Consider the following 23,816-nt stretch of genomic DNA (forward strand, 5'->3'; position numbering starts at 1 on the left):
GGCAGGCGCCCCGGAAGGAAGGGAGCCTGCCCGCGTGTGCGGCTTAGTGCTGCAGCGGGACGTAACCCACGGCCAGGACATCCTTCTGGCCCTTGTCGGCGGCCAGCAGGTAGTCCACCAGCTTCTTCACGCCGTCCTTGGGTTCGCCGTCGGTGAAGATGTAGAGCTCGCGGGCGATGGGCCATTCGCCGTCCAGGGCGGTCTTGGCGCTGGCGGCCACCTTGCCCACGGTCAGGCCCTTGACGCTCTTGTCCAGGTAGCCAAGGCCGATGTAGCCGATGGCGTTCCTGTTCTTGGCCACGGCCTGCACCACGGTGCCGTTGGAGGCCTGCATCAGGGCGGCGGGGCTCACGCGCTGCTTTTTCATGACCAGTTCCTGCCAGGATTCGAAGGTGCCGGAGGAGGTATCGCGGGAGATGACCACGATGGGGGCGTCCTGACCGCCCACTTCCTTCCAGTTGCGCACCTTGCCGGCATAGATGGCGGCCAGCTGTTCCAGGCTCAGGTCCTTGACGGGGTTCCCGGGATTGACCACGGGCAGGATGGCGTCCACGGCCACGGGGATGCGCACGGGTTTCACGCCTTTCTTCTCGGCGGCGGCGCGTTCCTTGTCCTTGATGTCGCGGGAGCTCATGGCCACGTCGCACTGCTTTTCGCCCAGGGCCTTGAGGCCGTTGCCCGAACCGCCGCCGGAGATCACCAGCTTGATGCCGGGATTGATGGCCATGAAGGATTCGGCGGCCTTCTGCATCACGGGCAGCACCGTGGTGGAACCGTTGATGATGATGTCCTGGGCGTGGGCGGCCACGCTCAGGCCCAGAGCGGCACAGGTGAGGACCAGAGTTTTGACGACTTTCATGAATAGGCTCCTTGAAAAGGAAAAAAATGTCTTTGCCCGGGGCCAGTCCCGAGGCACTTTCCTTTTCCCCGGGCTTTGTTACAAGAACGTGACGCCATGACGAAGATGCGGAGACACTTTGAAAACCGGGCCTTTCCGGCCGCTGTCACGGAATTGTAACCTTGCGGGCGCAATGCTGGCGCATGGAGCAGGCACTACTTGCCCAAGGCAAAGGATCATCTCATGCAGCGCATACTTGTGATCGAAGACGAAAACGACATCCGCCAGCTGCTGCGCTTCACCCTGGAGCGCGAAGGCTTCGCGGTGCTGGAAGCCGCCGACGGGCTGGGCGGTCTGAACATGGCCACGGCCGAACTGCCCGATCTGGTGGTGCTGGACCTGATGCTGCCCGGCCTGGACGGTTGCGAGGTCTGCCGCCGGCTCAAGGCCCAGGCGGCCACGGCCTCCATCCCGGTGCTCATGCTCACGGCCCGCGGCGAGGAAGTGGACCGCATCGTGGGCCTGACCCTGGGGGCCGACGATTATGTGGTCAAGCCCTTCAGCGTGCGGGAGCTGGCCCTGCGCATCCGGGCCATCCTGCGCCGGGGCAGCCGGCCCGGGCAGGGCAGCGTCCTGTGCCGGGGCAGGCTGACGCTGGATGCCGAGGCCCATCGTGTGACTCTGGACGGAGAGGAAGTGCCCCTGACGGCCACGGAATTCCGTCTGCTGGAAGACCTCATGCGGCATGCGGGCGCCGTGCGCACCCGCGAGCAGCTGCTCAATGCCGTCTGGGGCTATTCATTTGAAGGCTACGCCCGCACTGTGGACACCCATGTGCGCCGTCTGCGGGCCAAACTGGGTGACGAGGCCGCGGCGCTGGAGACCGTGCGCGGCGTCGGCTACCGTTTGAGAGGCTGACAAGATGACGGGACTGTTCCGTTCATTCAGGGCCCGGATCTTCTGGGCCATCCTGCTGGTGGCCGCGCTCTCCGCAGGGCTTTCCCTGTGGCTGACGCGCGAATGGCTGGAAGAACGCCAGCTGGAGGAAACCCACAGCGGCCTGCTGCGCGAGGCCCGCGTGGCCGAGGCTCTGCTGCTGCGCGGGGATGTCCGGCTCGGGGAGCTGGCCCGCATGCTGGACCTGCCCGATCTGCGCATCTCCCTGCTGGACAGCGAGGGCAAGGTCCTGGAAGAGACGGGCGGCGTGGCCCCCGAAGGCATGGACAACCATGCCGACCGCCCGGAAGTGCAGCAGGCCCGCAGCACGGGTGAAGGCTATGCCCTGCGCGCCAGCGGCACCCTGCACAGGACTTTCGCCTATGCGGCCCGCCGCCTGCCCGACGGGCGGGTGGTGCGTCTGGCCCTGCCGCTGGACAGCGTGAACCTGCTCATCGAGCAGCGCCTGCACGTCTTCGCCCGCATGGCCCTGCTGGCCGTGGTGCTGGCCGTGCTGCTGGCGGCCGTCATCTCCGGGGCCATGCGCCGTCCGCTGGCCCAGATGGTGGACGTGGTCACGGCCATTTCCCGCGGCCGCATGCAGCGCCGCCTGCGCCGTCTGCCCGGCACGGAGTTCGCGCCCCTGGCCGAGGCCGTGAACCGCATGGCCGACAGCATCGGCGAGCAGATGCGCATCGCCGCGGACAAGACCGCCCAGCTGGAAAGCGTGCTCAACACCATGAGCGACGGCGTGCTGGTGCTGGGCCCGCAGGGCCGCATCCGCCGCTGCAACGGCGCCTTTGCCCGGCTCTTCCCGCAGGTGACGGACATGGCGGGCAGCCCGGTCATCGAGGTGGTGCCCTCGCCCGAGTTGCAGGAAGCCGTGGACGGCCTGCTGCACTCCGCCCGGGAGCAGCGCGCCGCCCGGCAGGAGGCCGGGGACGAAGGCCCGGCCGTGCCCCGTGACCTGCGCCAGGTGCAGCTGCAGCTGGGGGGGCGGACCTTCTCGGTGCTCATTTCCCTGCCCGTGCTGGCCGATGCCCGTCTGGGCGCGGTGCTGGTCTTCCGCGACATCAGCGACCTGATGCAGCTGGAGCGCATCCGCAGCGATTTCGTGGCCAATGTCTCCCACGAGCTGCGCACGCCCCTGACCGCCATCCAGGGCTATGCCGAGGCCCTGCTCAGCGTGGACGCCGCGGAACAGGCCCGGCACTTCGCGGGCATCATCCATCGCCACAGCTGTTCCCTGGCCCGCATGCTGGAGGATCTGCTGGTGCTGGCCCGTCTGGAAGGACAGGGCGGCGCCCTGGAGCTTTGCCCCACGGACTGCGCCCTGGCGCTGGAGGAGGCCGGCAGCCTGTGCCAGAACCGCCTGCAGGAACGCGGGCTGCGTCTGGAGAGCCATCTGGAGGGCCTGCCGCCGGTGCTGGCCGACGAACGTCTGCTGACCCTGGTCTTCCGCAACCTGCTGGAGAACGCCTGCCGCTATGCCGAGGAAGGCTCGGCCATCCGCGTGCGGGGGCAGGAGACGGACGGCGGACTGGTGACGATCCGGGTGGTGGACGACGGCGTCACCATCCCCGCGGACGATCTGCCGCGCATCTTTGAACGCTTCTATCAGGTGGAGCGCCACCGCGGACAGAATTCCACGGGTCTGGGCCTGGCCATCTGCAAACATGTCATCGAACGGCACGGCGGCCGCATCTGGGCGGAGAGCCCGGCCGGGGACGGCAGCACGGCCATCATCCTTACCTTGCGGCGCGCGGACGCCCCCCGGACGCCCGTGCAGGAGTAGTTATGGCAACAGCACTTTCGGCGCAGAAGATCAACGTCTACTACGGCGCGTCCCACGCCCTGCAGGACGTCAGCCTGGATTTCGAGACCGGCGGCGTCACGGCCCTCATCGGCCCTTCGGGCTGCGGCAAATCCACCTTCCTGCGTTGTCTCAACCGCATGAACGACCTGATCCCCGGCTGCCGGGTGGAAGGGCGCATCATGCTGGACGGCGAGGACGTCAACCAGGCCCGCACCAACGTGGTGCGCCTGCGGCAGAAGGTGGGCATGGTCTTCCAGAAGCCCAATCCCTTCCCCAAGAGCATCTTCGAGAACGTGGCCTACGGCCTGCGCGTCAACGGCGTCAGGAACGAGGACCTCATCACCGAGAAGGTGGAGCTGGCCCTGCGCCGCGCCGCCCTCTGGAACGAGGTGGAGGACCGCCTCTCCTCCTCGGCCCTGGGGCTTTCCGGCGGGCAGCAGCAACGCCTGTGCATCGCCCGCGCCCTGGCCGTGGAACCGCAGGTCCTGCTCATGGACGAGCCCGCCAGCGCCCTGGACCCCATCGCCACCCGCAAGGTGGAAGAGAGCATCGTGGAGCTCAAGGAAGGCCTGACCATCATCATCGTGACCCACAGCATGCAGCAGGCGGCCCGCATCTCCGACCGCACGGCCTTCTTCTACATGGGCCGTCTGGTGGAAAGCGACAGCACGGACGTCATCTTCACCCGTCCGTCCCAGAAAGAGACGGAAGACTACATCACAGGCAGGTTCGGTTAATGGTTCTGCAGGATTACACCCCCCAGCACATGCTGGCCACGCTGCGTACGCGCCTGCTGGTCATGTATGCGCAAGTGGACATCGCTCTGGAAGAGGCCGCGCGTTCCTATGAAAAAGGCGAGGCCGTGCGCGCCATCGCCGTCTGTGACGGCGATACGGCCATCGACGCCCTGGAAAACGAGATCGACGAGCTCTGCCTGCGCCTCATGGCCCGCATCAAGCCCGTGGCCGGGGATCTGCGCTTCGTGGTGGCCGCCCTGCGCATGGTGGTGGACCTGGAGCGCATCGGCGACGAGGCCGTGACCGTGGCCGAACAGACCGTGCTCATGGAAGACGTGCCCGGAAGGCGCATCCTGCCGGACGAGGTCTGCGGCATGATGCAGCGCTCGCGCGAGGCCTTCACGCGGGCCATGGAATGCTTCCGCGAGGGCAACGGCCGGGAGGCCCTGGCCCTGCGCAACTGCGAGGACGAGGCCCTGCAGCACGAGATGCGCATCGTGCAGCAGCTGCTGGAACTTTTGCGCCAGGACGAGGCGGAGCGCCCCGATCCCCAGCTGGTCATGCATACCCTGCTGGTGGTGCGGGCCCTGACGCGCATCTGGCGGCGTTCCGTCAATCTGGCGGAGCAGGTCTACTTCATGCAGCACGGCCAGAGCCTCAAGCACAGCGCCGACAAAAATTGACCGCCGTCCTTTGCCGGGACCGGAGAGCGGGGGCAGGAGACTGTCCCCGCTCTTGGCGTTTTCGGGGCGCGCTCTGATGGGCGGACGACAGGCGCGGTCCACGAAGCGCGGAGCGGGTGCAGGGGGGACGAGAGGGGCAGGGGCGTTTTTTGTAAAAACGGCCCCTTCCCCTCTCGTGCTTTCCCCATCCCCGAAAAAACTTTCCTCAGGTCGGGCCGGCGGTCCCCGTCGTTGTCTGGCGGTCGTTGTCCGGCGGCTGGCCGGCAGGGCCATACGGCCGGGCAGAGGGGCAGGCATGCAGGAAGGGCAAACGGTGTCTGGAGATTGCCTGGTTCCAGGCAGTTGCAACGCGTCTGGAAGCGGACGCGCGCCTTCGTCCCGATGGCAGGGAAGCTGGCGGGGACGGGCGTTCACAGGGCTGCATGACACGGTGCGGGGCGGGAGGCGGGGCGTTATTCGGAGAGCTGGCTTCCTGTCTGCCGGAAGAACCGGTTGGGACGTATCCGGTGCTCCGGACGATGGAGGCCTCCGGGATGGCGCGCGGGGCTCTGGGGGCGGGTTTGTCGTCCGGTGCGGCTTCGGGCCGGATAGTCGGGAGGCTGGCCGGTATGAGGTAAAACCCGGCCCATCTCCTGCCCGGGGATCTCCCGGTCGGGAAGGCGGACGCCATGCCGGAGTTTCGGCAAGACGTTCCTCGGCTCCATCAGGCGTGCCGGTACGGTGGCCTGAGCCTCGAGGATCCGCTCCACGCAGTCCAGCTCCGGCAGGCCGCAGGCCAGCAAAAAGGCCCTCCATGCGGAGGGCCTTTGGCATTCCCGATGGGGCGGACAGGCTTCCGGGACCGCCCTCGGGAGGGAGGCCCACATGCCGCAGCGGGCGGGCATGCCGTGCCATCTGGAAAAATGCGCCGGGGAAGGGGGAGTTCCCTCGCATGGGTGCGACCGGATGGACCGTACGGCCATGCCCGTTGACGACGCGGAAAGCTGCGGACAGCGACAGCCAGTCGATAACGGCCTTTTGCATTGTTGCCGTGCTGGCTGTGAGTTCTGCGGATGACGGCCGCTGCGGGCCTCACAGGCATCGACAGCAGAGCAGAGGTGTCCCCCTTTCCCCACTGACCGTTTCGTCCGTGCCCGGTCTCAGGCCCGGGCCGAAGCGGCAGCCGTTTCTTCCTTGCGGGCGGCGCTGCGGCGGCAGGCGTCGTTGAGGTCGCGTTCCAGCAGGGCCACGATGGTGAAGCGGTTGATGAAGGCGCGGGCGAACTGCAGGTAGTTCAGGTAGAGGTCGCTGCTGCGCATGGACAGGCCTTCGGTGTCGATGCGCTGCAAAAGCTCGATCTGGATCTTGCTGATGCGCGAGGAGCAGTGGTCGGCATAGGCCGAGAGTTCCGCGCGGGAGCCTTCGCCGCCGGCGTAGTCGCGGAAGTGGCGGGCGGCATCTTCCAGGATGCCCAGCATCTGGCGCAGGTTGTCGCCCAAAGCGCCGCCGTAGGGGCGGTGGCGGTTGGCGATGTGGTTGGCGGCCATGCCCAGCACCGAGCGCAGCTCGTGGCTCAGTTCCTTCATGCCGTTGAAGATGCGGTAATAGATGTGGCGCGCTTCGTTGTCCAGATCGTCGCCGCCGCCGCGCAGGGCCATGCGGTAGTAGGAACCGCGCGAGCGCGAGATGTCCTCGAACAGGGTCACGGCCTCGTCCTTGCAGCGGTCCAGGACCTTCTCGTCCTCGGCCTGGAAGGCGGTGAGGCCGTCGCGCAGCAGGCGCACGGCGGTCTGGAGGCTCTCGTCCACCGAAGCGTCGATATTGGCCCGGATGCTGTCCTTGTCGGTCTTGTCGGCCACGATGTCGAAGCTGCTCTCCTCCTTCTTCCTGCCGAAGAAGTTGGAGCGCACCAGGCTGACGACAGCCACCAGCATGAAGGCCACGGCCACCAGGCTGCCGCCCTCGAACAGGGCCCAGGTGACCAGGGCGCAGGCGCCGAAGGCGCACATGGCGGTCAGGAACCAGCCGCTGATGACGGCCAGCACGCCGGAGATGCGGTAGACGGCGCTCTCACGGTTCCAGGCGCCGTCGGCGAAGGAGGATCCCATGGCCACCATGAAGGTCACATAGGTGGTGGACAGGGGCAGCTTGAGGGACGTGGCCGAGGCGATGAGGATGCTGGAGACCACCAGATTGATGGCCGCGCGCACCTGGTCGAAGGGCAGCACGGGGGCGCCCTTGACCTGCTCCACGGGCCGCATGCGACTTTCCAGGGCCGTGAAGAGCGAGGCGGGCAGGATCTGGTGCAGGGTGCGGCCCGCGCGCAGGCCGCCGCGCACGATGAGGCGGCCGGGCAGGGAGGAGCCGAACTGTTCCTGGTCGCCGCGGGTGCTGCTGCTCAGGTTGATGGAGGTCTGCACCACGCGGTGGGCCTTTTTGGAGAACCACAGGGTCAGGACCATGATCAGGCCCGAGAGCAGCAGGTAGAAGGTGGGCGTCTGCACGGCCCGGCGCAGGCCCTCCATGGTGAAGGCGTCGGGGGCCATGCCGCTGGCGCTGAACTGCTGCCAGCTTTCCCAGGCGGCCAGGGGCACGCCCACGAAGTTGACCAGGTCATTGCCGGCAAAGGCGAAGGCCAGGGCGAAGGTGCCGGCCAGGATGACCACCTTGAAGACATTGACGCCCCGGCGCGCCATGAGCCAGTGCAGCAGCACGCTCAGGCCCGCGAACAGCACCAGCAGGATGGGCAGGGTATGGGCGTTGATCCAGGCCAGGTACTCCGGCTTCATGAAGGATGCGCCCTTGGCGCCTTTCATGATCAGGAAATAAAAGATGGCCGTCAGCGACAGGCCGCCGAAGATGCCGCCGATACGGCGGTACATGCGCTCATAGTGGAAGGTGAAGATCAGGCGGGTGACGTACTGCACCACCACACCGGCCACGAAGGCCACCACCACGGAGATGAGGATGCCGGACACGATGGCCAGGGCCTTCTGGCTGTTGATGAAGTCCCCCAGCTGGGAGAGCAGGATGTCCGAGGTGGCGATCTTGATCAGGGCCGCGGCCACGGCGCCGCCCAGCAGCTCGAAGACGATGGACACCGTGGTGGACGTGGGCAGGCCCATGGAGTTGAAGGCGTCCAGCAGCAGGACGTCGGTGATCATCACGGCGAAGAAAATGATGATGATCTCGTTGAAGCTGAACATCCCGGGATTGAAGACCCCGCTGCGGGCGATCTCCATCATGCCGCTGGAAAAGGTGGAACCCAGCAGCACGCCCAGGCTGGCCACCACCATGACGACCTTGAAGCTGGCGATGCGCGAGCCTATGGCCGAGTTGAGGAAGTTGACGGCGTCGTTGCTGACGCCCACGAACAGGTCCACTGCGGCCAGGATGGCCAAAAATACCAGGATGAGTACAAAGATGCTTTCCACGTCCCGCCCTCCTGCGGCATGGTCTGAGTATGAAGCATCTTCTGTGTAGGTGTTTTTTGTTACAGTCAGGTGACGGGGCGGAGGAAATGCAGGGAGGAGAGCAGGCTGTGGGGGGCTGACGGGTGATGTCTCATGCAGGGGCGCAGAAAACAGCCGGAGCTTCAGAACATGGAGGCCTGTGGTGGGACGAAAGAAACTTCCTGGAAGCTCATCGCGGAGGGGCCTGCTCGTCCTTGGATGTCGCGCCCGCTTTGGTACACACCTTTATGCCAGCAGGGCACGGGCCACGTCGTCCCAGGAGCGGACCTCGGCGGCGTATTCCGCATGGCGGCCGTGGCGGAGGGCCTGTTCCATGGCGGCGGCACAGGAGGGCGCGTCCCCGGGCGTGTAGTAGAAGACCCCTTCCCGGTGCAGATCCAGAAAGTCCGGCGAGACGATGGGCAGGCCGCAATAGCGGTACTGGATGATCTTGAGGGAGTCGGTCAGGGTAGAGGCGTATCCCTTGCGGAACGTGCGTATCCCCAGGCCGACATCGGCAAATTTGACATAGGGCAGGGTCATCCTGAAGGGCATCTCACCCAGGAAACGGACATTTCCCATGTGCAGTTCATCGTTCATGGGCCCTATGATGTGGAATAGGCACTGCGGGTGTGCCGATGCAGCGGCGCGCAGGAAATCCGCATCCATGTATCCCGTTCCCACAAAGACGGCATTCCGGGTACCGGCGCTGTAGGGAGATTCCGTACAGGCATCATAGGCCTGTTTGTCGAGTCCGTGCCGGTCGAGCGTCACAGATACTCCCGGGAACATGTGCAGCATGACGGAACTGGGAACGCTGATATAGTCGAAATCAGCTACGATTTCGCGTTCCAGTTCGACAAGACGAGGGTGGGTCGAGCCAAGGATCCGGATGTCGTCCGAGACACGATAGACCATGCGGGCGGTAGGGTTCTCCTGCTGGAAGCGCTTGAACAGGAACAGACCGGGACCGCTTTCAAAGACAAAGATGTCCGTTTGTTGCACAATGGGCAGAAGCTCGCCCAGATTGCCCTGCCCGTAGGCGTCCATCCAGTGCATGCTTGCCCGATTGAGCGCGGGAAGCAGGAGCGTCATGGGGTGCCACAGGGTAAAATAGACATAGGAGTCGAGGTGTTCGCGCACCGTGACTACCCGGTTGTGGTTCTGGCGGATACCGGCGCTGTGGATTCTGTAATCATTGCGCAGATAGGAAAGCAGGCTGTACCCTGTCGTGACGAAGTTGACATGATAGCCGAGCCTGAGAGCCGCATCTGCCAGATTATGGAATCCGGCTCGCCGCTTGGACGGATAATAATGTCCCGTAATGAACGTGACGCTTTTCACCCTATGACCCCTTGTGAAAATTGTACCGAGCGTTATTCGGGGCGAATGCCTCCTGTACTATCCAGAACATGGCGCCGGCCGCAGGCCGGGCAGACGAGGTCCTTGCCCAGCTTTTCGCCGCACTGGCAGACCCAGCCGTGCTGCCGGGCCGGATTGCCGTAGACGAGGGCATGGTCGGGCACGTCGCGCGTGACCACGGCTCCCGCGCCCACGAAGGCGTAGCGGCCCACGGTCGTCCCGCAGACGACGGTGCAGTTGGCCCCCAGGCTGGCCCCCTTGCGGACCAGTGTGGGACGGGCCTCGTCCATGCGCCGGATATGGGCGCGCGGATTGAAGACATTGGTGAAGACCATGCTGGGCCCGCAGAAGACGTCGTCTTCCAGGGTCACGCCCTTGTAGACACTGACATTGTTCTGGATCTTGCAGCCGTCGCCCACCACGGCATCCGGGCCGATGACCACGTTCTGGCCGATATTGCAGCGCTCGCCGATGACGCTGCCCGACATGACATGGCTGAAATGCCAGATCTTGCTGCCCGCGCCGATGCGGACGTTCTCGTCGATGCAGGCCGTCTCGTGGGCGAACCAGTCTTTTCCGCTCATGCCAGGGCCTCCCGCAGCGCAGCGGCCACCTGACGGACCTGGGCCTCTTCCAGATAGGGGTGGAAGGGCAGGGCCATGATGTTGCGCGAGGCATGCAGGGCCGCAGGCATGTCTTCCGGCGCGTAGCCGAGATCCGCGAAGACGGCCAGACAGTGCTGCGGCTTGGGATAGTAGATATTGGTGGGCACGCCCTGTTCCTTCATCCGCGCCATGACCCGCGTGCGGACGCCCTCCGGCAGCAGAACGCAATACTGGGCCCAGGCGCTCACATTGCCCCGGTCCACGCTGGGGATCACAATGCCTGCCATGTCGCGCAGCTCACGGGCATACCAGGCGGCCACCTGCTGCCGGGCCTCGATCTCGGCGGGGAAGACCTCCATCTTGGCCAGCAGGATGGCGGCCTGCAGGGTGTCCAGACGGCCGTTGAGGCCCAGACGCACGTTGTCGTATTTGTCACCGCCCTTGCCATGCACGCGGATGGAGCGCAGCAGGGCGGCCAGATCGTCGTCATCGGTGAAGACCGCGCCGCCGTCGCCGTAGCAGCCCAGCGGTTTGGCCGGGAAAAAGCTGGTGGCCGCGGCGTGGCAGCCCAGGGCGCAGTTCTTTTTGCCGTGACGGCTGCCGCCGAAGGCCTGGGCAGCGTCTTCCAGCACGAGCAGATCCTCACGGCGGGCGATGTCCAGGATGCGTTCATAAGCAGCGGCCTGGCCGAAAAGGTCCACCGGGATCACGGCGCGCGGCGTCAGCTTCTTCTCCAGGGCGGCCGCGGGCAGGGGATGGAGGGAGGCATCCTGCGTGCGCACGGCTTCCACGGCTTTTTCCAGCAGGTCGGGACGCATGTTGAAAGTCACCGGATCCACGTCCACGAAGACAGGAGTGGCGCCCAGCAGGGCCGGTTCTTCCACGGTGGCGAAGAAGGTGAAGGGCGGCACGAAGACCGCGTCGCCGGGGCCGATGCCCCAGGCCATGAGCGGCATGAGCAGGGCATCGGTACCGGAGGCGCAGGTGATGCAGTGCCGGGCACCGGTGAAGGCGCAGAACAGCTCTTCCAGTTCGGCCACTTCAGGGCCCATGATGTATTTGCCGTGATCGAGGACGGCCTTGATGCGGGCGTCGATGCGGTCACGGATGCGGGCCTGCTGGGCCGCGAGGTCGATGAATTGCATGAAATTTTCCTGGCTAAAAATGAGGATGGCGGCCGTGGCCGCCATCGTGTCGGACTAATATTCCAGCGGCAGCGAGATGGTTCTGTTGTCCCGGGCGCTGCGATAGGCGGCGATGAGCACTTCCAGGGACTTGAGGCCCTCGCGGCCGTCGGTCTCCGGTTCGGCCTCGCCGCGCAGCACGTCAATGACGTTCTTGTAATAGAGGGGATGCCCGAAGCCGTAGACCGAGGTGGTGGCGTAGCTGGCTTCCCGCACCGAGGCGTCGTAATCGCGCGGTTCGGCGAAATCCCAGAGCTGGATCTCGTTGACGGCCACGCCGCCCACGCGCGCCGTGCCTTTTTCGCCGATGATGGTGATGGAGCCTTCCAGGTTCTTGGGATAGGTGAGCATGGTCACGGCCATGGAGCCCAGCGCGCCGTTGCGCCAGCGCACATTGAGTACGCCGGTGTCTTCCACTTCGATGTCGCGGGCCAGGGTGCCGGTCATGGCCTGCACGTCGGCGATGGGGCCGATGAGCCATTCCAGCAGGTCCACATAATGGCTGGCCTGGTTCATGAAGGCGCCGCCGTCCATTTCCCAGGTGCCGCGCCATTTGGCGGAATCATAATAGGCCTGCGGCCGCGTCCAGAACACATTGAGGTGCACCATGTAGATCTTGCCGAAACGCTTTTCCTCCACCGCGCGCTTGAGGAGCTGCAGGGTGGCGTTGCGGCGGTTCTGCTTGATGACGAACAGGCGACGTTTGGCCTCGTCACAGGCCTGGATCATGGCCAGGCCGTCCTTCCAGCGCGTGGCCATGGGTTTTTCGGTCATCACATGCCTGCCCGCGTGGGCCGCCTCGATGGCCATTTGCGGATGCAGGCCGCTGGGCGTGCAGATGGTCACCAGATCGCAGTCAGACTTGGCCAGCAGCTCGGTGAGCGAGGCATAACCGGGCACCTTGTACTGTTCGCAGTGGGCGGCCAGGACAGCGGGATTGTTGTCGCAGATGGCTGCCAGCTCCATATTCTCACTGTGTTTTTCGATGGAACCGAAATGATTTTTGGAGATACGGCCGCAGCCGATGATGGCATTTTTGATCTTTCTGCCGGTGATGGTGGGGAACATGCATGCGCTCCTCGTGTATGGATTGGGCTACAGCATAGCCATTTCCACTGGAGCAGGCAAGGAGGAACTATGCGGCAATACCGAAGAGCTGCACCCAGCGCGTATAGCACAGCCAGCGCCAGACGCGCCAGTTGAAGACGCTTTTGCCGTTGCGGATGTCCTGCCATTCGCGGCGGGCAACGTCCATGCGCAGGTAGGGCACGCTGTCCGCCTGCTTCAGGGTTGCGTCCACCCAGTCGCCGAGGCTTTCCAGCCATTGCCGTTCGGGCGTCTCAAAGCCGATCTTGTCACGACGATCCAGGATCTCGTCCGGCACGATGCCGCGCATGGCACGCCGGAAGACGCTCTTGCTGCAGCCCGTATCATCCACCAGATAGTGCTCGGGCAGGGACAGGCAGAACTCGGCCAGCTCCCGGGTCAGGAAAGGCACGCGGCTCTCAATGGAATGGGCCATGGCATTGCGGTCGCCGTGGCGCAGCAGCTGCGGCAGGCCGTTCCAGATCAGCTGGGTGGCGAGCTTCTGCTTGACCTTGTGCGGGGACGGAAAGAGTTCCTGTCGCTTGTCCTCCGGCAGAGGGGACACGCCTTGTGCCATCAGGCGTGTCATATCCAGCCACGGGGGCAGCGGATCCCTGCCCACCAGCCGGAGTGCTGTCTGTAGCAGGCCGGCCGGAACGCATTCCCCGATGGTGCGTTGCAGGATGTAGCTTGCCCCGCGCCCCGGCCAGCGGGAGGCGGCCCGCAGGAAACGGCAGGCAGCCAGAAACCGCCCGCTACGCAGCAGGCTGACCATCCGTTGTCCGGGATAGCCCTGATACCCGGCCAGCAGTTCATCGGCGCCCTGACCGTCCAGCGTCACCGTGATGCCGCACTCCCGGGCCAGGCGGAAGACGCGGTACTGGGCATAGATGGAGGTGGAGCCGAAGGGTTCGCCCTGGGCAAGGAGCAGGGCATCCAGATCGGCGGCCAGTTCCGCGGGCTCCACGGTGACGACATGGCGGATGGCATGGGTCTTTTCCGCCACCAGCGTGGCCCAATGCTCTTCGGAAACATCCGATCCGGCGGCAATGAAGCTGAAGGTGTGCAGATCCGCGTCCGGCTCAAGAAGGCGCACGGCGCAGGTGGTGGCCGAGGAGTCGATGCCGCCGGAAAGCGCCACGCCCAGGGGCACGTCGCTGCGCAGATGCAGGCGTACGGAGGTCAGGAAAAGTTCCCGCAGCCGTTCGGCCGCCGCTTCGAAGGAGAGGGGGCAGGTGTCCGCGATGTCCGGCTTCCACCAGCGTCGCGGACTGACGTGCGCGGGATCGTCAAGGGAGATTTCCACGCAATGGGCGGGCGGCAGGGCGTGGACAGCCGCCAGCAGGGTGGCGTCCCCCGTATCATATTGCCCGTAGCACAGGTACTGGTAGACGGCGGCGGGGTTCACGCGGCGCGGCACGCCCGGCATATGCAGCAGGGCCGGAATTTCCGAGGCAAAGCAGAAGCCCGCCTCCCCGGCGTGCCAGAACAGGGGCTTGATGCCGAAACAGTCGCGCGCGCAGAAGATGGTGCGGCGTTCAGCGTCCAGAAACGCAAAGGCGAACATGCCGGTCAGACGGGGCAGAGCATCCGCCCTCCAGACGACAAGGGCCTGAAGAAGCACCTCGGTATCGGTGGCCGTGCGGAAGACGCAGCCTGCCTGTTCCAGCTCCTGCCGCAGCTCGCGATAATTATAGATTTCGCCGTTATAGACCAGGGTGTAACGGCCGTCGGCACTGCGCATGGGCTGATGTCCGGCGGGTGAAAGATCGATGATGGACAGGCGGGTCTGGCCCAGCAGCAGGGCACAGGACGTTTCGCCGGAAAGCACCCGCCCGTCCTGCGGATGTGACAGATCATCAGCAGGAAAGACAAGGCAGCCCGCATCATTGGGGCCGCGATGGCGGAGATCCGCCAGGAGGGTACACGCCACGGAACGCGCATCCCGGGAAGCGTGTCCCGGCATGGGAATCCAACCGAAAATGCCGCACATGCAATGCTTCCTCGTGTCGCGGATCAGGCACGGGCAAAGGGCATGCGCCGTACCGCCCCGATGATGCTTTCCGCTGCCTTCCCGTCGCCGTAGGTGCCTTCCGGGCAGGCAAGGGGCGTCATGATGCGGGAGGCCGCCTGGAGGATGCTTTCCCTTTCCGGGGCGCAGAGCACGTTCCAGCCGCAGTCCGTGAGTTCGCGCCAGCCGGTATCGGGCATCATGACGGCACAGCGCCTGCCCGCGTAATAGGCTTCCTTTTGCAGGCCGCCGGAATCGCTGATCACGAAGCGGGATGCACAGGTCAGGGACATGACTTCCAGATAGCCGATGGGGTCGCAGGTCCGCAGGCGCTCCAGCAGCGGGACGAGGTCAAATTCCTGTGCCCGCTTGCGCGTACGCGGATGCAGGGGCAGCAGCACGGGGATTCCGTATTCCTCCTGCACGCCCATCAGCCCTTCCAGCATGCCGCGCAGGGAAGCGGGCGCATCCACATTGTAGTCGCGGTGCAGGGTGGCGAGGGCAAACTCGCCCGGATGCAGCGACATGGCCGCGCAGGTCTCCTCCGGCGTGAAGCGCGGCCGCATGCGCAGGAAAAGATCGTACATGACATCGCCGGTCACACACACGCCGTCGGTGAGGCCCTCGGCCGCCAGATTGCGACGGCCCAGATCGGAGCAGCAGCACATGACGGCCGAAATGCGATCCGTCAGCACGCGATTGATTTCTTCAGGCATGGTTTTGGGCAACATGCGGATGCCCGCTTCCACATGGATGACGGGCACATGCAGTTTTACCGCGGCCAGGGCCCCGGCCAGGGTGGTGTTGGTGTCCCCGTAGACCAGCAGGGCATCCGGCTTTTCCTTGAGCAGGATGTCCTCCATGCCCGTGAGCGCCGCGGCGGTCATGCGGGCATGGCTGCCGGAACCGATGCCGAGATGATGATCCGGCCGGGGGATGCCCAGCTCCTGAAAGAAAATGTCGGACATGTTGCCGTCATAATGCTGGCCGGAGTGAACAAGGACATGCTGCCAGGCATTGAGCCGCCGGGCCGCTTCCCCCACCAGGGCTTCCTTGACGAACTGGGGCCGGGCACCCACGAGAGAGACCACTTTCATATTGTGCCGTACCTGTACTTGAGGAAAAGTATGAGAACCACCTTTGCATACCTGATTAGAGCGTGCGGGGCAAGCCGATGGAAACGGGCAGGCAGCCCGGCGCCGGCAGGAAAAGTTCTTGCGGCCCGGAAGGGCAAGGCATATACTACATCACTTGAGCGACGGAACGCAGAGTTCGTGCGCGCATGTCGCAGGCTGCCGCTGTTATTGAGGACGCTGTTTGTGAGATTTTTGCAGATTTTTGCCAATTCCCTGGGGCGGGATCCCCGGCCAACCCGTTTTTATTCCCTGCTGCGCACCCTTGGTTCCATCACTGTCTGTTCCGCACCGCCCTTGGCTGGTGTTGAACCGCCGGAAGAATTTGTTGACCTCACGGTCCCTGACTCCCTGCCTCATAAGATTCGGCGGGCTGTGGGCCTGCTCTGCCGGCGTTATGAACGGGACCTCTGGACGCCGCGGCGGCGGGCCGTGCTCGATCAGCTGAGGGGACAGGATTTTTCGGCCATCATCTGTCAGGAAGGCCTGCTGGTCCCCCTGGCACTGGCCGTGCGCGAGGCGCGGGCAGATCGTGGCAAGCCCTGCCCGGTCATCCTGGATGCCCGGGAATACTATCCCCGCCAGTTCGAACAAAGCTTCATCTGGCGCAGCGTACTGGGCGGCATCAACCGTTACGTCTGTCGGCAGTATTTTCCGCAGTTGGACCATATCTTCACGGTTTCTCTCGGTCTGGCGCAGGGCTATCGGGAGGAATACGGGCTGGACTGCGAACTGCTGCCGAGTTGTCCCTATTATCAGGACATCGCGCCCGCACCGGTTCATGGCGGACCCATACGTTGCATCCATCACGGCGCGGCCAGCAGCGGCCGCAAGCTGGAAGTCATGGTGGAGGCCTTCCGCATGCTGGAAGACGTTGCCACACTGGATGTCATGCTTGTTCCCAATGAGCCTGACTACTATGACAAATTGCGCCAACTTGCCGGCTCCGCAGGCAATATTCGCTTCCTTGATCCCGCGCCCATGAATGAGATTGTGCATCGCATCAGCGGTCACGATGTGGGAGTATTCCTGTTGCCGGACAATACGTTCAACCATCGCCATGCGTTACCCAACAAATTCTTCGAGTATGTTCAGGCTCGCTTGGCGCTGGCCATCACACCGTTGCCGGACATGTCCGCCATGCTACGCCAATACGATTTTGGCGTAATCGCCGAGGATTTTACGCCGCAGGCCTTTGCTGCGGCCATTCGTTCCCTTACCCCGGACAGTATCGCCCGCTACAAGCAACATGCGGATAGCGCTGCGCGTATGCTCTGCTGGGAAAACAACGATGCGCATCTGCGCGAAACGCTTCTTGCCCTGATGGAAGGCTGAGACAATGCAGAATTCGACCTATCGCATATGCACCCGCTGCGTCATGGATACCAGCGATCCGGAAATCACTTTTGACGCCCAAGGCCATTGCAATCACTGCACCGAGGCCATCCGGCGGCTGGAACAGTCCTATATGCCTGATGCCCGCGGTCAGGAAAAGCTGGAAAAGCTCATCGAAGAGATGCGTCGCGCAGGAAAAGGCAAGGAATACGACTGCCTGATCGGCCTTTCCGGCGGGGTGGACAGTTCCTGGCTGACGTACAAATCCAGGGAGTGGGGCCTGCGGCCGCTGGTCTTCCATGTGGACGCGGGCTGGGATTCCCCCATCGCCGCGCAGAATGTGCAGCGCCTTGTCCGCCATCTGGGCTACGAGCTGCATACCTTCACCGTGGACTGGGAGGAAATGCGCGACCTGCAGCGCGCCTATCTTCAGTCCGGCCTCTCCAACCAGGATGTGCCGCAGGATCACGCCTTTTTTGCCGTGCTCTTCCATACGGCGGCCAGGATGGGTCTGCGCTACTGGCTGTCGGGCTTCAATCTGGTCACGGAATCCATCCTGCCCCGGGCCTGGGAATATATGGCTATGGATTCGCGGCAGCTCAAGGCCATCCACGGGCAATTCGGCCAGCGCCCCCTGCGCAACTTCCCTACCCTGAGTTTCTGGGACTGCTGCAAGTTTTACAACGACATCCCCTTCTTCCCCACAGTCAAGGCAGTCACGCCCCTGCACTGGATGCCCTATAGCGCCGACGAGGCCCGCAGCGTGCTGCACCGCGAGGTCGGCTGGGAGAATTACGGCCGCAAGCACTCGGAATCCATCTTTACCAAGTTCTTCCAGAACTACTACCAGCCCACCAAGTTCGGCTTTGACAAGCGGCGTGCGCATCTGTCCAGTCTTATCGCCTCCGGCCAGATGACGCGCGCCGAGGCCCTGGCCCAACTGGAGGAACCCCTGTACGATCCCGAGGAATTCCGTGCGGACAAGGCTCTTGTGCTCGATCGTCTGGGCCTGACGGAAGCGGAATGGGATCGCCTTCTTGCCCTGCCCAACCACAGCTTCCGCGATTATCCCAACTGGTCCGGCATGCTGAATGCCGCGCGCAATCTCAAGATCTTCCTGCGGCGTATCGGTATTGTGAAGTAGAAGGAGGGGAAGACATTTGGCTTCCTCCGCTATTTCTACGGCCCGGTGAGCAGCTCTCGCAACAGCATGATTTTGCGGAAAAGGGGGGTGGTCCGCTCCAGCCAGAGCAGGGGAGTTTGCCTGCCCCCGAACGCCCGGAAGTTTTTTTCAATGGGGCGAATGCTGGATCCCTCAAAGTCAAAAATGTCTACATGTTCCGAAGCTCTGAGGATGGTTTCCCAGAGAACGAAGGTGTGTCCTCCGCTCTGGCGCAGTTCTGGATTGCTCCCGCCCAGAAGATAGTAGGCGGTGTCCTGATCCCAGATTGTATAGGTTGCCGCATGATGCTGTCCGGCTTCATCCACGGCAAACAGGATGCGGCGGCAGCCCCGGGGCGCACAAGCGGCGTCGATACGGCGAATGAGGGAAACATGGGGTATGTCCTTGCCCTGACGCTTCCAGGTGCCCGCATACACGGCAAGGAAGGCCTCTATATCGTCACTCTGTTCAATGCGCAGGCAAAAGCGGTTTTGCGCCTTGCGAACGTCCGTGCGAATGTTGTCTTCCGTTTCTTGCCATAACGCGGCATGATTCTTGATATTGTACAGTCGATAGGTGTAGTTTGTCGACTGCCGGAAGCCGTTCCAGCGAAACGGCTGCCAATTTGTTATCGCCGGGGAAAATGTCTGATGAAAAAGGTGATGGTGCGGCAGCGCGTGGATCAATTCTTCAAGAATGGCATGTTCCTGTTGCAACCTGCGCGCATAGCGGGCAGTCCCCGGCGAATACAGTGGGCCGAGAAAGGGGGTGAAGGGGGGTTGCCCCAGAATGACTTGTCTAAATCGGCCCTTTTTGCGTAAAAAAGGAAGTGCGGCAACAATATTTTCTTTTTTGCGGGCGAATACCACATCCCAGTTCCGCTCACCGCAGGTTGCATCCAGCCACCAGGGCTGGTGAAAGATGGAGGCTGGATTTTGCGTCAGAAACTGCGTATAGAGTTGCCGGGAACCTTGTTTCATGGAGAAAGCCCTCATGCATCTTGGCATTATTGCATACAAGCGTTTGGTAACAGAGTCGCGCGTGCTTCGGCAAGTGCGGACTTTTCGCAATCTGGGCTGGGACGTGACGCTGGCCGGTTTCATGTCGCCCGGCGATGCCCTGGAGGGGGTCGATATTGTTCCCCTGCCGGAAATTCAGCCCAGACGTGCGTGGACAATTCCTCAGGCCCTGGCGCGCTGGGTTCTGCCGACCGAAATGGCGTGGCGGCTTCATCCGCAGAACAGGGTCGCCCGGGCCAAGCTGCGTGAATTTCCCGCTCATCTTGATTATGTCATTGCGCATGACTGGCAATGTGCCCCGCTGGCACGGGAGCTTGCCGAAAGGCAGGGGATTCCCTTTGGCATTGATGTGCATGAGTACGCGCGCGAACAGTTTTGTCCCACAGGCAGGCGGATGCGCGACTGGGTGAACAGCCACATCCATGCGCGGCATGCCGATGCCGTTCAACGCCGCTATTTTCCGCTGGCCTCGGGCATCACGACTGTCTGTGACGGCATTGCCGATCTGCTCCGGCATGATTACGGGCTTGCCCGGCGGCCCGAAGTGGTGCGCAGTGTTCCCTTTTATCAGGAGTGCGCTTTTCGCCCCTGCGGGGAGCAGATCAGGATACTTTATCACGGGGTTGTGGATTATTCGCGCAGTCTTGACGTGCTGATCAAGGCGACGGCATTGTTGGACGAGCGATTTGACGTTGAGATTCGCGGGCCGGGAGAAGAGGCATACAAATCGGAACTCAAAGCCTTGGCGCAGCGCTGCGGCATGTCGGCGCGCGTCCATTTTACGGAGGTTGTCCCCTTTGCGGAAGTCGTCAGAACAGCTGCGCGGGCGGATATCGGCTATGCGGTCTTTACGGATTTTTCGCCGCAACGAACATATTGCCTTCCCAACAAATTTTTTGAAAACACCATGGCCGGACTGGCGCTCTGTGTATCAAATTCCCGGGAAATGTCGCGCCTTGTTGCGGCGTACAAGCACGGCGTGTGCGTCAATGACTGTTCGCCCGAAGCCGTGGCTACGGTTCTTAATGCACTGACACGCGAACAGATCAACGAAATGAAGATGGCATCGCTCCGGGCGGCAAAGGAGCTGTGCTGGGAAAAGGAAGAAGTAAAAATGCTGGCAGCATATGGCGTGGCATAGGGGAAATCATGTATAGCAGCATACGTCGTAAATGGGAAAAAATTCTGAAATATAAAAGAGATGGAGTCCTCCTGACCCAGATATGCGACGCCATCAAAGGGCGTACCATATACCGCGTATCCGGCATTCTGATGCGCCTTCGCGGCAAGGTGCAGGAACAGTATGAGAAAAAGCGAGGACTTGATTTTTCGGCGCCGCTGCCGGGCATGTACGCGGCGGAAGGCGAACGGCGTGATTACTGGCCTTCAGAAAAAAAATATGTTCAACGAGCTCTCGCCGAATTGGATTTTCACAACAAGCTGAATTTTTTGGATGTGGGATGCGGCAAGGGCTATGTGCTTTATCTGGCGGCAGCCTATCCCTTTGCACGCATCGCCGGAATCGAATATTCGGAAGATGTTTTCTCCATTCTGAAAAGGAATATGGCACAGCTGAGAAGGACTGATATTGCGCTGTTCAATGCTGATGCCAGAGATTTTGACGCCTATGGAGAATACGACGTCATTTATTTCTTCAATCCGTTCGGAGAGAAGATTATGAGCGATGTCATTGAAAGCATACTGAATCAGATGCGAAAGGAAAAAGAATATACCATTATTTATTACAATCCTGTCTGTGCAGATCTCATCCTGCAAACAGGCATATTCAAATTGGTAAGAGATTTACCCATTGCTCGCGGGTGCAAAATACATATCTATCGTGGCAAGCGTTAGGCCAAGTACTTGAGCAATTGGGAGAACAGCTCGCGCTTTTCCGGCGTTTCCAAAGAGCTGTTGTGCCAGAGCAGGGTCATGTTGCCGCCATACTTCCTGATTTGCTGCGCGTAGCCGCAGGCCCGGTCAAAGGCTTCCTGCGGCGTCGCGCCTTCATAGCCGAGCAGGGTGCAGTCCATGGCAATAAGTGGGCGCTCGCGTAACTTCAGCGCTTTTCTGTGCTGAAGATCATACACGGGGAATTCGCGTGCCGTGCCCAGTCGGAAGCCGGAAACCTTGTTGAATCCCACCGTGGAGTCGTATTCCAACCCTGCGTCGTCCCACATCCGCCAGGTACTGCAACCCATAAAGCGCAAATAATGTTGCCTGCCGCCGCGCACGGGTGTAGGAGCCGCCCTTCGAACTATTGCCAGCTCTTTTGCAAAAGAATCCGGATGGTCGGGAGTGTCGTAGCTGGGATGAAAACCAATTTCGTGTCCGTTTGCGGCAAGCAGGAAAAGAATGTCCTGTATCCATTGTGCGTTTGCGTCATAATAGTGGTCAAACCTCTTGTTTGTCAGTCCCCCCTTAAGATTGAAGCACCCTGCAAGAGAATTTTTCTCTAGTTCTGTAAGTATCCAAGGAAAAGTGTAGAATATGTCATCATCAACTTTTGTGTAGGATCTGAATATTGAAAAAAAGCGCCTAATGGAATGATGCTTGATTATTGAGGCAATCGATGATTTGATAAAAAGAAATGGGGATGCCTTGTACCACTGCGCTGGAACATCCATATCGCAGCTATAAATAAGCTGATAGTCTTGATTTTTGAAGCTGATGTTGATGTTGTGATTGTTAAGATGCTTCACAAACTGAACGATCATTTCATCAATGAAAGGTCGATCAAGAAGAGAGTTCTGATAAGCAAAACTTTCACTGGGGGCCAATGTTCCATTAAATTCTTTATGGTCATAAAATACATCCTCATAGCAGGCTAGAAAATAAAAAATGCTTCCAAAGATATCAACTGAAGCGAGCGAAGTCCCTCTGTTGTCTGCAAAGGGAAAAAACATATCGTAATCGCAAATCTTGTGCGACAGGAGCTGTCCTTTCAGCCGACTGGGATCAAAGTAGGTTTCCGGGCTCTGCTCGGGAAAAAAGATATTGGGAAAAGTGGCAGAATGTTTCTCACAAGATATTGACCAGTTTCCCTGATTGCCGACTTCCAAAACAGGCTCGATACCAAGCCACTCATTGAAAATGAGTCGTGTCAAATATTCATATTCAGGGAGGAAATTTCTTCCGGGAGTTGTAATTGTTATCATAGGCTAATAGATGCTCCGCAAAAATTCAAGCGAGTAGCTGTTATGTGCATAAAACTCAATTTGTTGTTTCATGCGTATATCAGCATTTTGCTGGAACTCTTTTTCCGAGTAATCACGCACATAGTCAAAATAGAATTTTTTGAGTGCCGTCAACCATGGGTGGAAATTTGGAAGTTTTTGGATATATTTCCCAAAGTTGCATGATATAAAAGCGTTTATTGCTTTCTTCCGCCATCCAAGATCGGGAATATCCACCACAAGATTTTTGGATTGCTGCAGGACATCCAGTATGATGTTTCCAGCACGAACATGGTTTAATCCATCTGAATGGCCAATAAGTTGTTCATAGCACTTTTGTCGCTCATTTTCCAGTTCCCTGAATCCAGGCAACTCGCGCGTTTCCAGAAAAGAATTTATGGCATTCGTCCATTGCTCGGCATCTGCAAAGTTGGGCTGCCCGTTTACCGTGCATAAGCGCGCAAAGGGAAAATCCGTTCCTGTCGGATTGAGCAGTGCCGTTTGTTTGCCCATAAGCCATGCTTCCAGTGCTGTATTGGATTCGAAGGTAAGCCAGATGTCACTGTCGGCGATGCAATCAATTATGGGTGTGTGCAATGGCAGGATTCTGGCATTTTCTTCATTGGCGCAAGTGTCTACCCCGGAGGCATGGATATTTCCTTCGGATCCGGGGTGAAGTTTGATCTTGAAAAATACATGTCTATTCTGCCTGATAATTTGCAAAAGTATTTCGGAAAAAAGCAATCTATTTTGGGCGCTCCACACAGAATCTCCGCAACGTGAAAAATCCCAACATCCTACTCCAATCGTTGCTTGATATTTGGAAGGGATGTCCTCAGCTCGCTCAGGATGTACAAACCGATAGCGGTCATACCCTGTCCCGCCGGTGACGTAGATGTTTTTTTCAGCAAACGGGAAATTGTTTATAACGAATTGCTTTGCGGAATGATTCCAAAAAAAGTACGCATCCCATACCACAACCTGCTCTGCTAACCATCCCCACATTTCTTCGGGATTTGAGACAAACCGAGCAAAATTTGCCCCTTCTCCCATGAGCGAGACAACCTTGCAGCCCATCTTTTTGGCAAAAAAGGCCATTTCAGCGTGCCATCTTCCTCCAAAGATGCAGTCTAAAAAAACAACAGATGGTTGATGCTTGAGAATAAGATAATAGCCATTATGAATTTGGCCATGGATCATTTTTACATTGGCAAGCCTCAGATAATTGAAAACAGGTACAAATGCTTCAGTGTCACGCGAAAAATATGAATGCGTGTTGAGCGCTAATATATCCACCGACAT

19 protein-coding genes are annotated in these 23,816 nt (G+C 61.0%); 8 read left to right on the forward strand and 11 right to left on the reverse strand.

Features of this window, described 5'->3' with window-relative positions:
* Positions 1–43: 43 nt before the first annotated feature.
* The gene (locus Q1X76_RS03400; RefSeq protein ID WP_300718120.1) at positions 44–859 is read right to left on the reverse strand and encodes a phosphate ABC transporter substrate-binding protein; all 816 of its coding nucleotides are present in this window, start codon (positions 857–859) and stop codon (positions 44–46) included.
* A gap of 222 nt (positions 860–1,081) precedes the next feature.
* On the opposite strand from Q1X76_RS03400, the gene Q1X76_RS03405 reads away from it, so the two are divergent.
* The 4 genes from Q1X76_RS03405 to Q1X76_RS03420 are packed head-to-tail and all read left to right on the forward strand — an operon-like array spanning position 1,082 to position 5,010.
* Entirely contained in the window at positions 1,082–1,756 is a 675-nt protein-coding gene (locus tag Q1X76_RS03405) for a response regulator (protein WP_300718121.1), read from the forward strand.
* 4 nt (positions 1,757–1,760) lie between these two features.
* Positions 1,761–3,569 carry an ATP-binding protein gene (locus Q1X76_RS03410; RefSeq protein ID WP_300718122.1) on the forward strand — a complete coding sequence of 603 codons (1,809 nt, stop codon included), beginning with the start codon at positions 1,761–1,763 and terminating at the stop codon, positions 3,567–3,569.
* Positions 3,570–3,571: 2 nt separating this feature from the next.
* Positions 3,572–4,327, forward strand: coding sequence for a phosphate ABC transporter ATP-binding protein PstB (gene pstB / locus Q1X76_RS03415; RefSeq protein WP_300718123.1), 756 nt, complete (start codon positions 3,572–3,574; stop codon positions 4,325–4,327).
* Complete coding sequence (locus Q1X76_RS03420) at positions 4,327–5,010, forward strand: PhoU domain-containing protein (protein WP_300718124.1); 684 nt, start codon at positions 4,327–4,329, stop codon at positions 5,008–5,010. Before pstB ends, Q1X76_RS03420 begins: the two co-directional genes overlap by 1 nt.
* 1,139 nt (positions 5,011–6,149) lie before the next feature.
* Here Q1X76_RS03420 and Q1X76_RS03425 read toward each other — a convergent pair.
* The 7 genes from Q1X76_RS03425 to wecB form a co-directional block, all read right to left on the reverse strand.
* Entirely contained in the window at positions 6,150–8,423 is a 2,274-nt protein-coding gene (locus tag Q1X76_RS03425) for an inorganic phosphate transporter (protein WP_300718125.1), read from the reverse strand.
* 264 nt (positions 8,424–8,687) lie between these two features.
* Positions 8,688–9,785 carry a hypothetical protein gene (locus Q1X76_RS03430; protein ID WP_300718126.1) on the reverse strand — a complete coding sequence of 366 codons (1,098 nt, stop codon included), beginning with the start codon at positions 9,783–9,785 and terminating at the stop codon, positions 8,688–8,690.
* Positions 9,786–9,817: 32 nt separating this feature from the next.
* Entirely contained in the window at positions 9,818–10,387 is a 570-nt protein-coding gene (locus Q1X76_RS03435) for an acyltransferase (RefSeq protein ID WP_300718127.1), read from the reverse strand.
* Positions 10,384–11,553 (reverse strand): DegT/DnrJ/EryC1/StrS family aminotransferase, encoded by a 1,170-nt coding sequence (locus Q1X76_RS03440; RefSeq protein ID WP_300718128.1) that lies wholly within the window; start codon positions 11,551–11,553, stop codon positions 10,384–10,386. The genes Q1X76_RS03435 and Q1X76_RS03440 overlap by 4 nt, the downstream gene beginning before the upstream one ends.
* A gap of 54 nt (positions 11,554–11,607) precedes the next feature.
* A complete protein-coding gene (locus Q1X76_RS03445; RefSeq protein ID WP_300718129.1) occupies positions 11,608–12,660 on the reverse strand; it encodes a Gfo/Idh/MocA family oxidoreductase in 1,053 nt (350 codons plus the stop codon).
* 67 nt (positions 12,661–12,727) lie between these two features.
* Entirely contained in the window at positions 12,728–14,671 is a 1,944-nt protein-coding gene (asnB, locus tag Q1X76_RS03450) for an asparagine synthase (glutamine-hydrolyzing) (RefSeq protein WP_300718130.1), read from the reverse strand.
* Positions 14,672–14,694: 23 nt separating this feature from the next.
* On the reverse strand, positions 14,695–15,786 hold the full coding sequence (wecB, locus tag Q1X76_RS03455; RefSeq protein WP_300718131.1) for a UDP-N-acetylglucosamine 2-epimerase (non-hydrolyzing): 1,092 nt from the start codon (positions 15,784–15,786) through the stop codon (positions 14,695–14,697).
* Between the two features lie 30 nt (positions 15,787–15,816).
* On the opposite strand from wecB, the gene Q1X76_RS03460 reads away from it, so the two are divergent.
* Complete coding sequence (locus Q1X76_RS03460) at positions 15,817–17,157, forward strand: hypothetical protein (protein WP_300718132.1); 1,341 nt, start codon at positions 15,817–15,819, stop codon at positions 17,155–17,157.
* A gap of 4 nt (positions 17,158–17,161) precedes the next feature.
* A complete protein-coding gene (locus Q1X76_RS03465) occupies positions 17,162–18,301 on the forward strand; it encodes an N-acetyl sugar amidotransferase (RefSeq protein WP_300718133.1) in 1,140 nt (379 codons plus the stop codon).
* A gap of 35 nt (positions 18,302–18,336) precedes the next feature.
* Here Q1X76_RS03465 and Q1X76_RS03470 read toward each other — a convergent pair whose 3' ends face one another.
* The gene (locus Q1X76_RS03470; protein WP_300718134.1) at positions 18,337–19,299 is read right to left on the reverse strand and encodes a GNAT family N-acetyltransferase; all 963 of its coding nucleotides are present in this window, start codon (positions 19,297–19,299) and stop codon (positions 18,337–18,339) included.
* On the opposite strand from Q1X76_RS03470, the gene Q1X76_RS03475 reads away from it, so the two are divergent.
* Positions 19,298–20,479 (forward strand): glycosyltransferase, encoded by a 1,182-nt coding sequence (locus Q1X76_RS03475; RefSeq protein WP_300718135.1) that lies wholly within the window; start codon positions 19,298–19,300, stop codon positions 20,477–20,479. The genes Q1X76_RS03470 and Q1X76_RS03475 overlap by 2 nt on opposite strands.
* An 8-nt stretch (positions 20,480–20,487) precedes the next feature.
* A complete protein-coding gene (locus Q1X76_RS03480; protein ID WP_300718136.1) occupies positions 20,488–21,192 on the forward strand; it encodes a class I SAM-dependent methyltransferase in 705 nt (234 codons plus the stop codon).
* Here the strand turns inward: Q1X76_RS03480 and Q1X76_RS03485 are convergent.
* Both Q1X76_RS03485 and Q1X76_RS03490 read right to left on the reverse strand, forming a co-directional pair.
* Positions 21,189–22,445, reverse strand: coding sequence for a polysaccharide deacetylase family protein (locus tag Q1X76_RS03485; RefSeq protein ID WP_300718137.1), 1,257 nt, complete (start codon positions 22,443–22,445; stop codon positions 21,189–21,191). The genes Q1X76_RS03480 and Q1X76_RS03485 overlap by 4 nt on opposite strands.
* 54 nt (positions 22,446–22,499) lie before the next feature.
* Positions 22,500–23,816 carry a BFO_1060 family glycosyltransferase gene (locus Q1X76_RS03490; RefSeq protein ID WP_300718138.1) on the reverse strand — a complete coding sequence of 439 codons (1,317 nt, stop codon included), beginning with the start codon at positions 23,814–23,816 and terminating at the stop codon, positions 22,500–22,502.

This window comes from uncultured Desulfovibrio sp., assembly GCF_949282365.1.
Lineage (GTDB): Bacteria > Desulfobacterota > Desulfovibrionia > Desulfovibrionales > Desulfovibrionaceae > Desulfovibrio.

Excerpts from the sequence above, each read along its gene's own strand:
- Q1X76_RS03470 (WP_300718134.1), bottom strand. The coding sequence starts at position 19,299 with ATGAAACAAGGTTCCCGGCAACTCTATACGCAGTTTCTGACGCAAAAT.
- Q1X76_RS03400 (WP_300718120.1), bottom strand. The coding sequence starts at position 859 with ATGAAAGTCGTCAAAACTCTGGTCCTCACCTGTGCCGCTCTGGGCCTG.
- Q1X76_RS03410 (WP_300718122.1), top strand. The coding sequence starts at position 1,761 with ATGACGGGACTGTTCCGTTCATTCAGGGCCCGGATCTTCTGGGCCATC.
- Q1X76_RS03460 (WP_300718132.1), top strand. The coding sequence starts at position 15,817 with ATGAGAACCACCTTTGCATACCTGATTAGAGCGTGCGGGGCAAGCCGA.
- Q1X76_RS03445 (WP_300718129.1), bottom strand. The coding sequence starts at position 12,660 with ATGTTCCCCACCATCACCGGCAGAAAGATCAAAAATGCCATCATCGGC.
- wecB (WP_300718131.1), bottom strand. The coding sequence starts at position 15,786 with ATGAAAGTGGTCTCTCTCGTGGGTGCCCGGCCCCAGTTCGTCAAGGAA.
- Q1X76_RS03490 (WP_300718138.1), bottom strand. The coding sequence starts at position 23,816 with ATGTCGGTGGATATATTAGCGCTCAACACGCATTCATATTTTTCGCGT.
- Q1X76_RS03465 (WP_300718133.1), top strand. The coding sequence starts at position 17,162 with ATGCAGAATTCGACCTATCGCATATGCACCCGCTGCGTCATGGATACC.
- asnB (WP_300718130.1), bottom strand. The coding sequence starts at position 14,671 with ATGTGCGGCATTTTCGGTTGGATTCCCATGCCGGGACACGCTTCCCGG.
- Q1X76_RS03440 (WP_300718128.1), bottom strand. The coding sequence starts at position 11,553 with ATGCAATTCATCGACCTCGCGGCCCAGCAGGCCCGCATCCGTGACCGC.
- Q1X76_RS03420 (WP_300718124.1), top strand. The coding sequence starts at position 4,327 with ATGGTTCTGCAGGATTACACCCCCCAGCACATGCTGGCCACGCTGCGT.
- Q1X76_RS03405 (WP_300718121.1), top strand. The coding sequence starts at position 1,082 with ATGCAGCGCATACTTGTGATCGAAGACGAAAACGACATCCGCCAGCTG.
- pstB (WP_300718123.1), top strand. The coding sequence starts at position 3,572 with ATGGCAACAGCACTTTCGGCGCAGAAGATCAACGTCTACTACGGCGCG.
- Q1X76_RS03480 (WP_300718136.1), top strand. The coding sequence starts at position 20,488 with ATGTATAGCAGCATACGTCGTAAATGGGAAAAAATTCTGAAATATAAA.
- Q1X76_RS03435 (WP_300718127.1), bottom strand. The coding sequence starts at position 10,387 with ATGAGCGGAAAAGACTGGTTCGCCCACGAGACGGCCTGCATCGACGAG.
- Q1X76_RS03475 (WP_300718135.1), top strand. The coding sequence starts at position 19,298 with ATGGAGAAAGCCCTCATGCATCTTGGCATTATTGCATACAAGCGTTTG.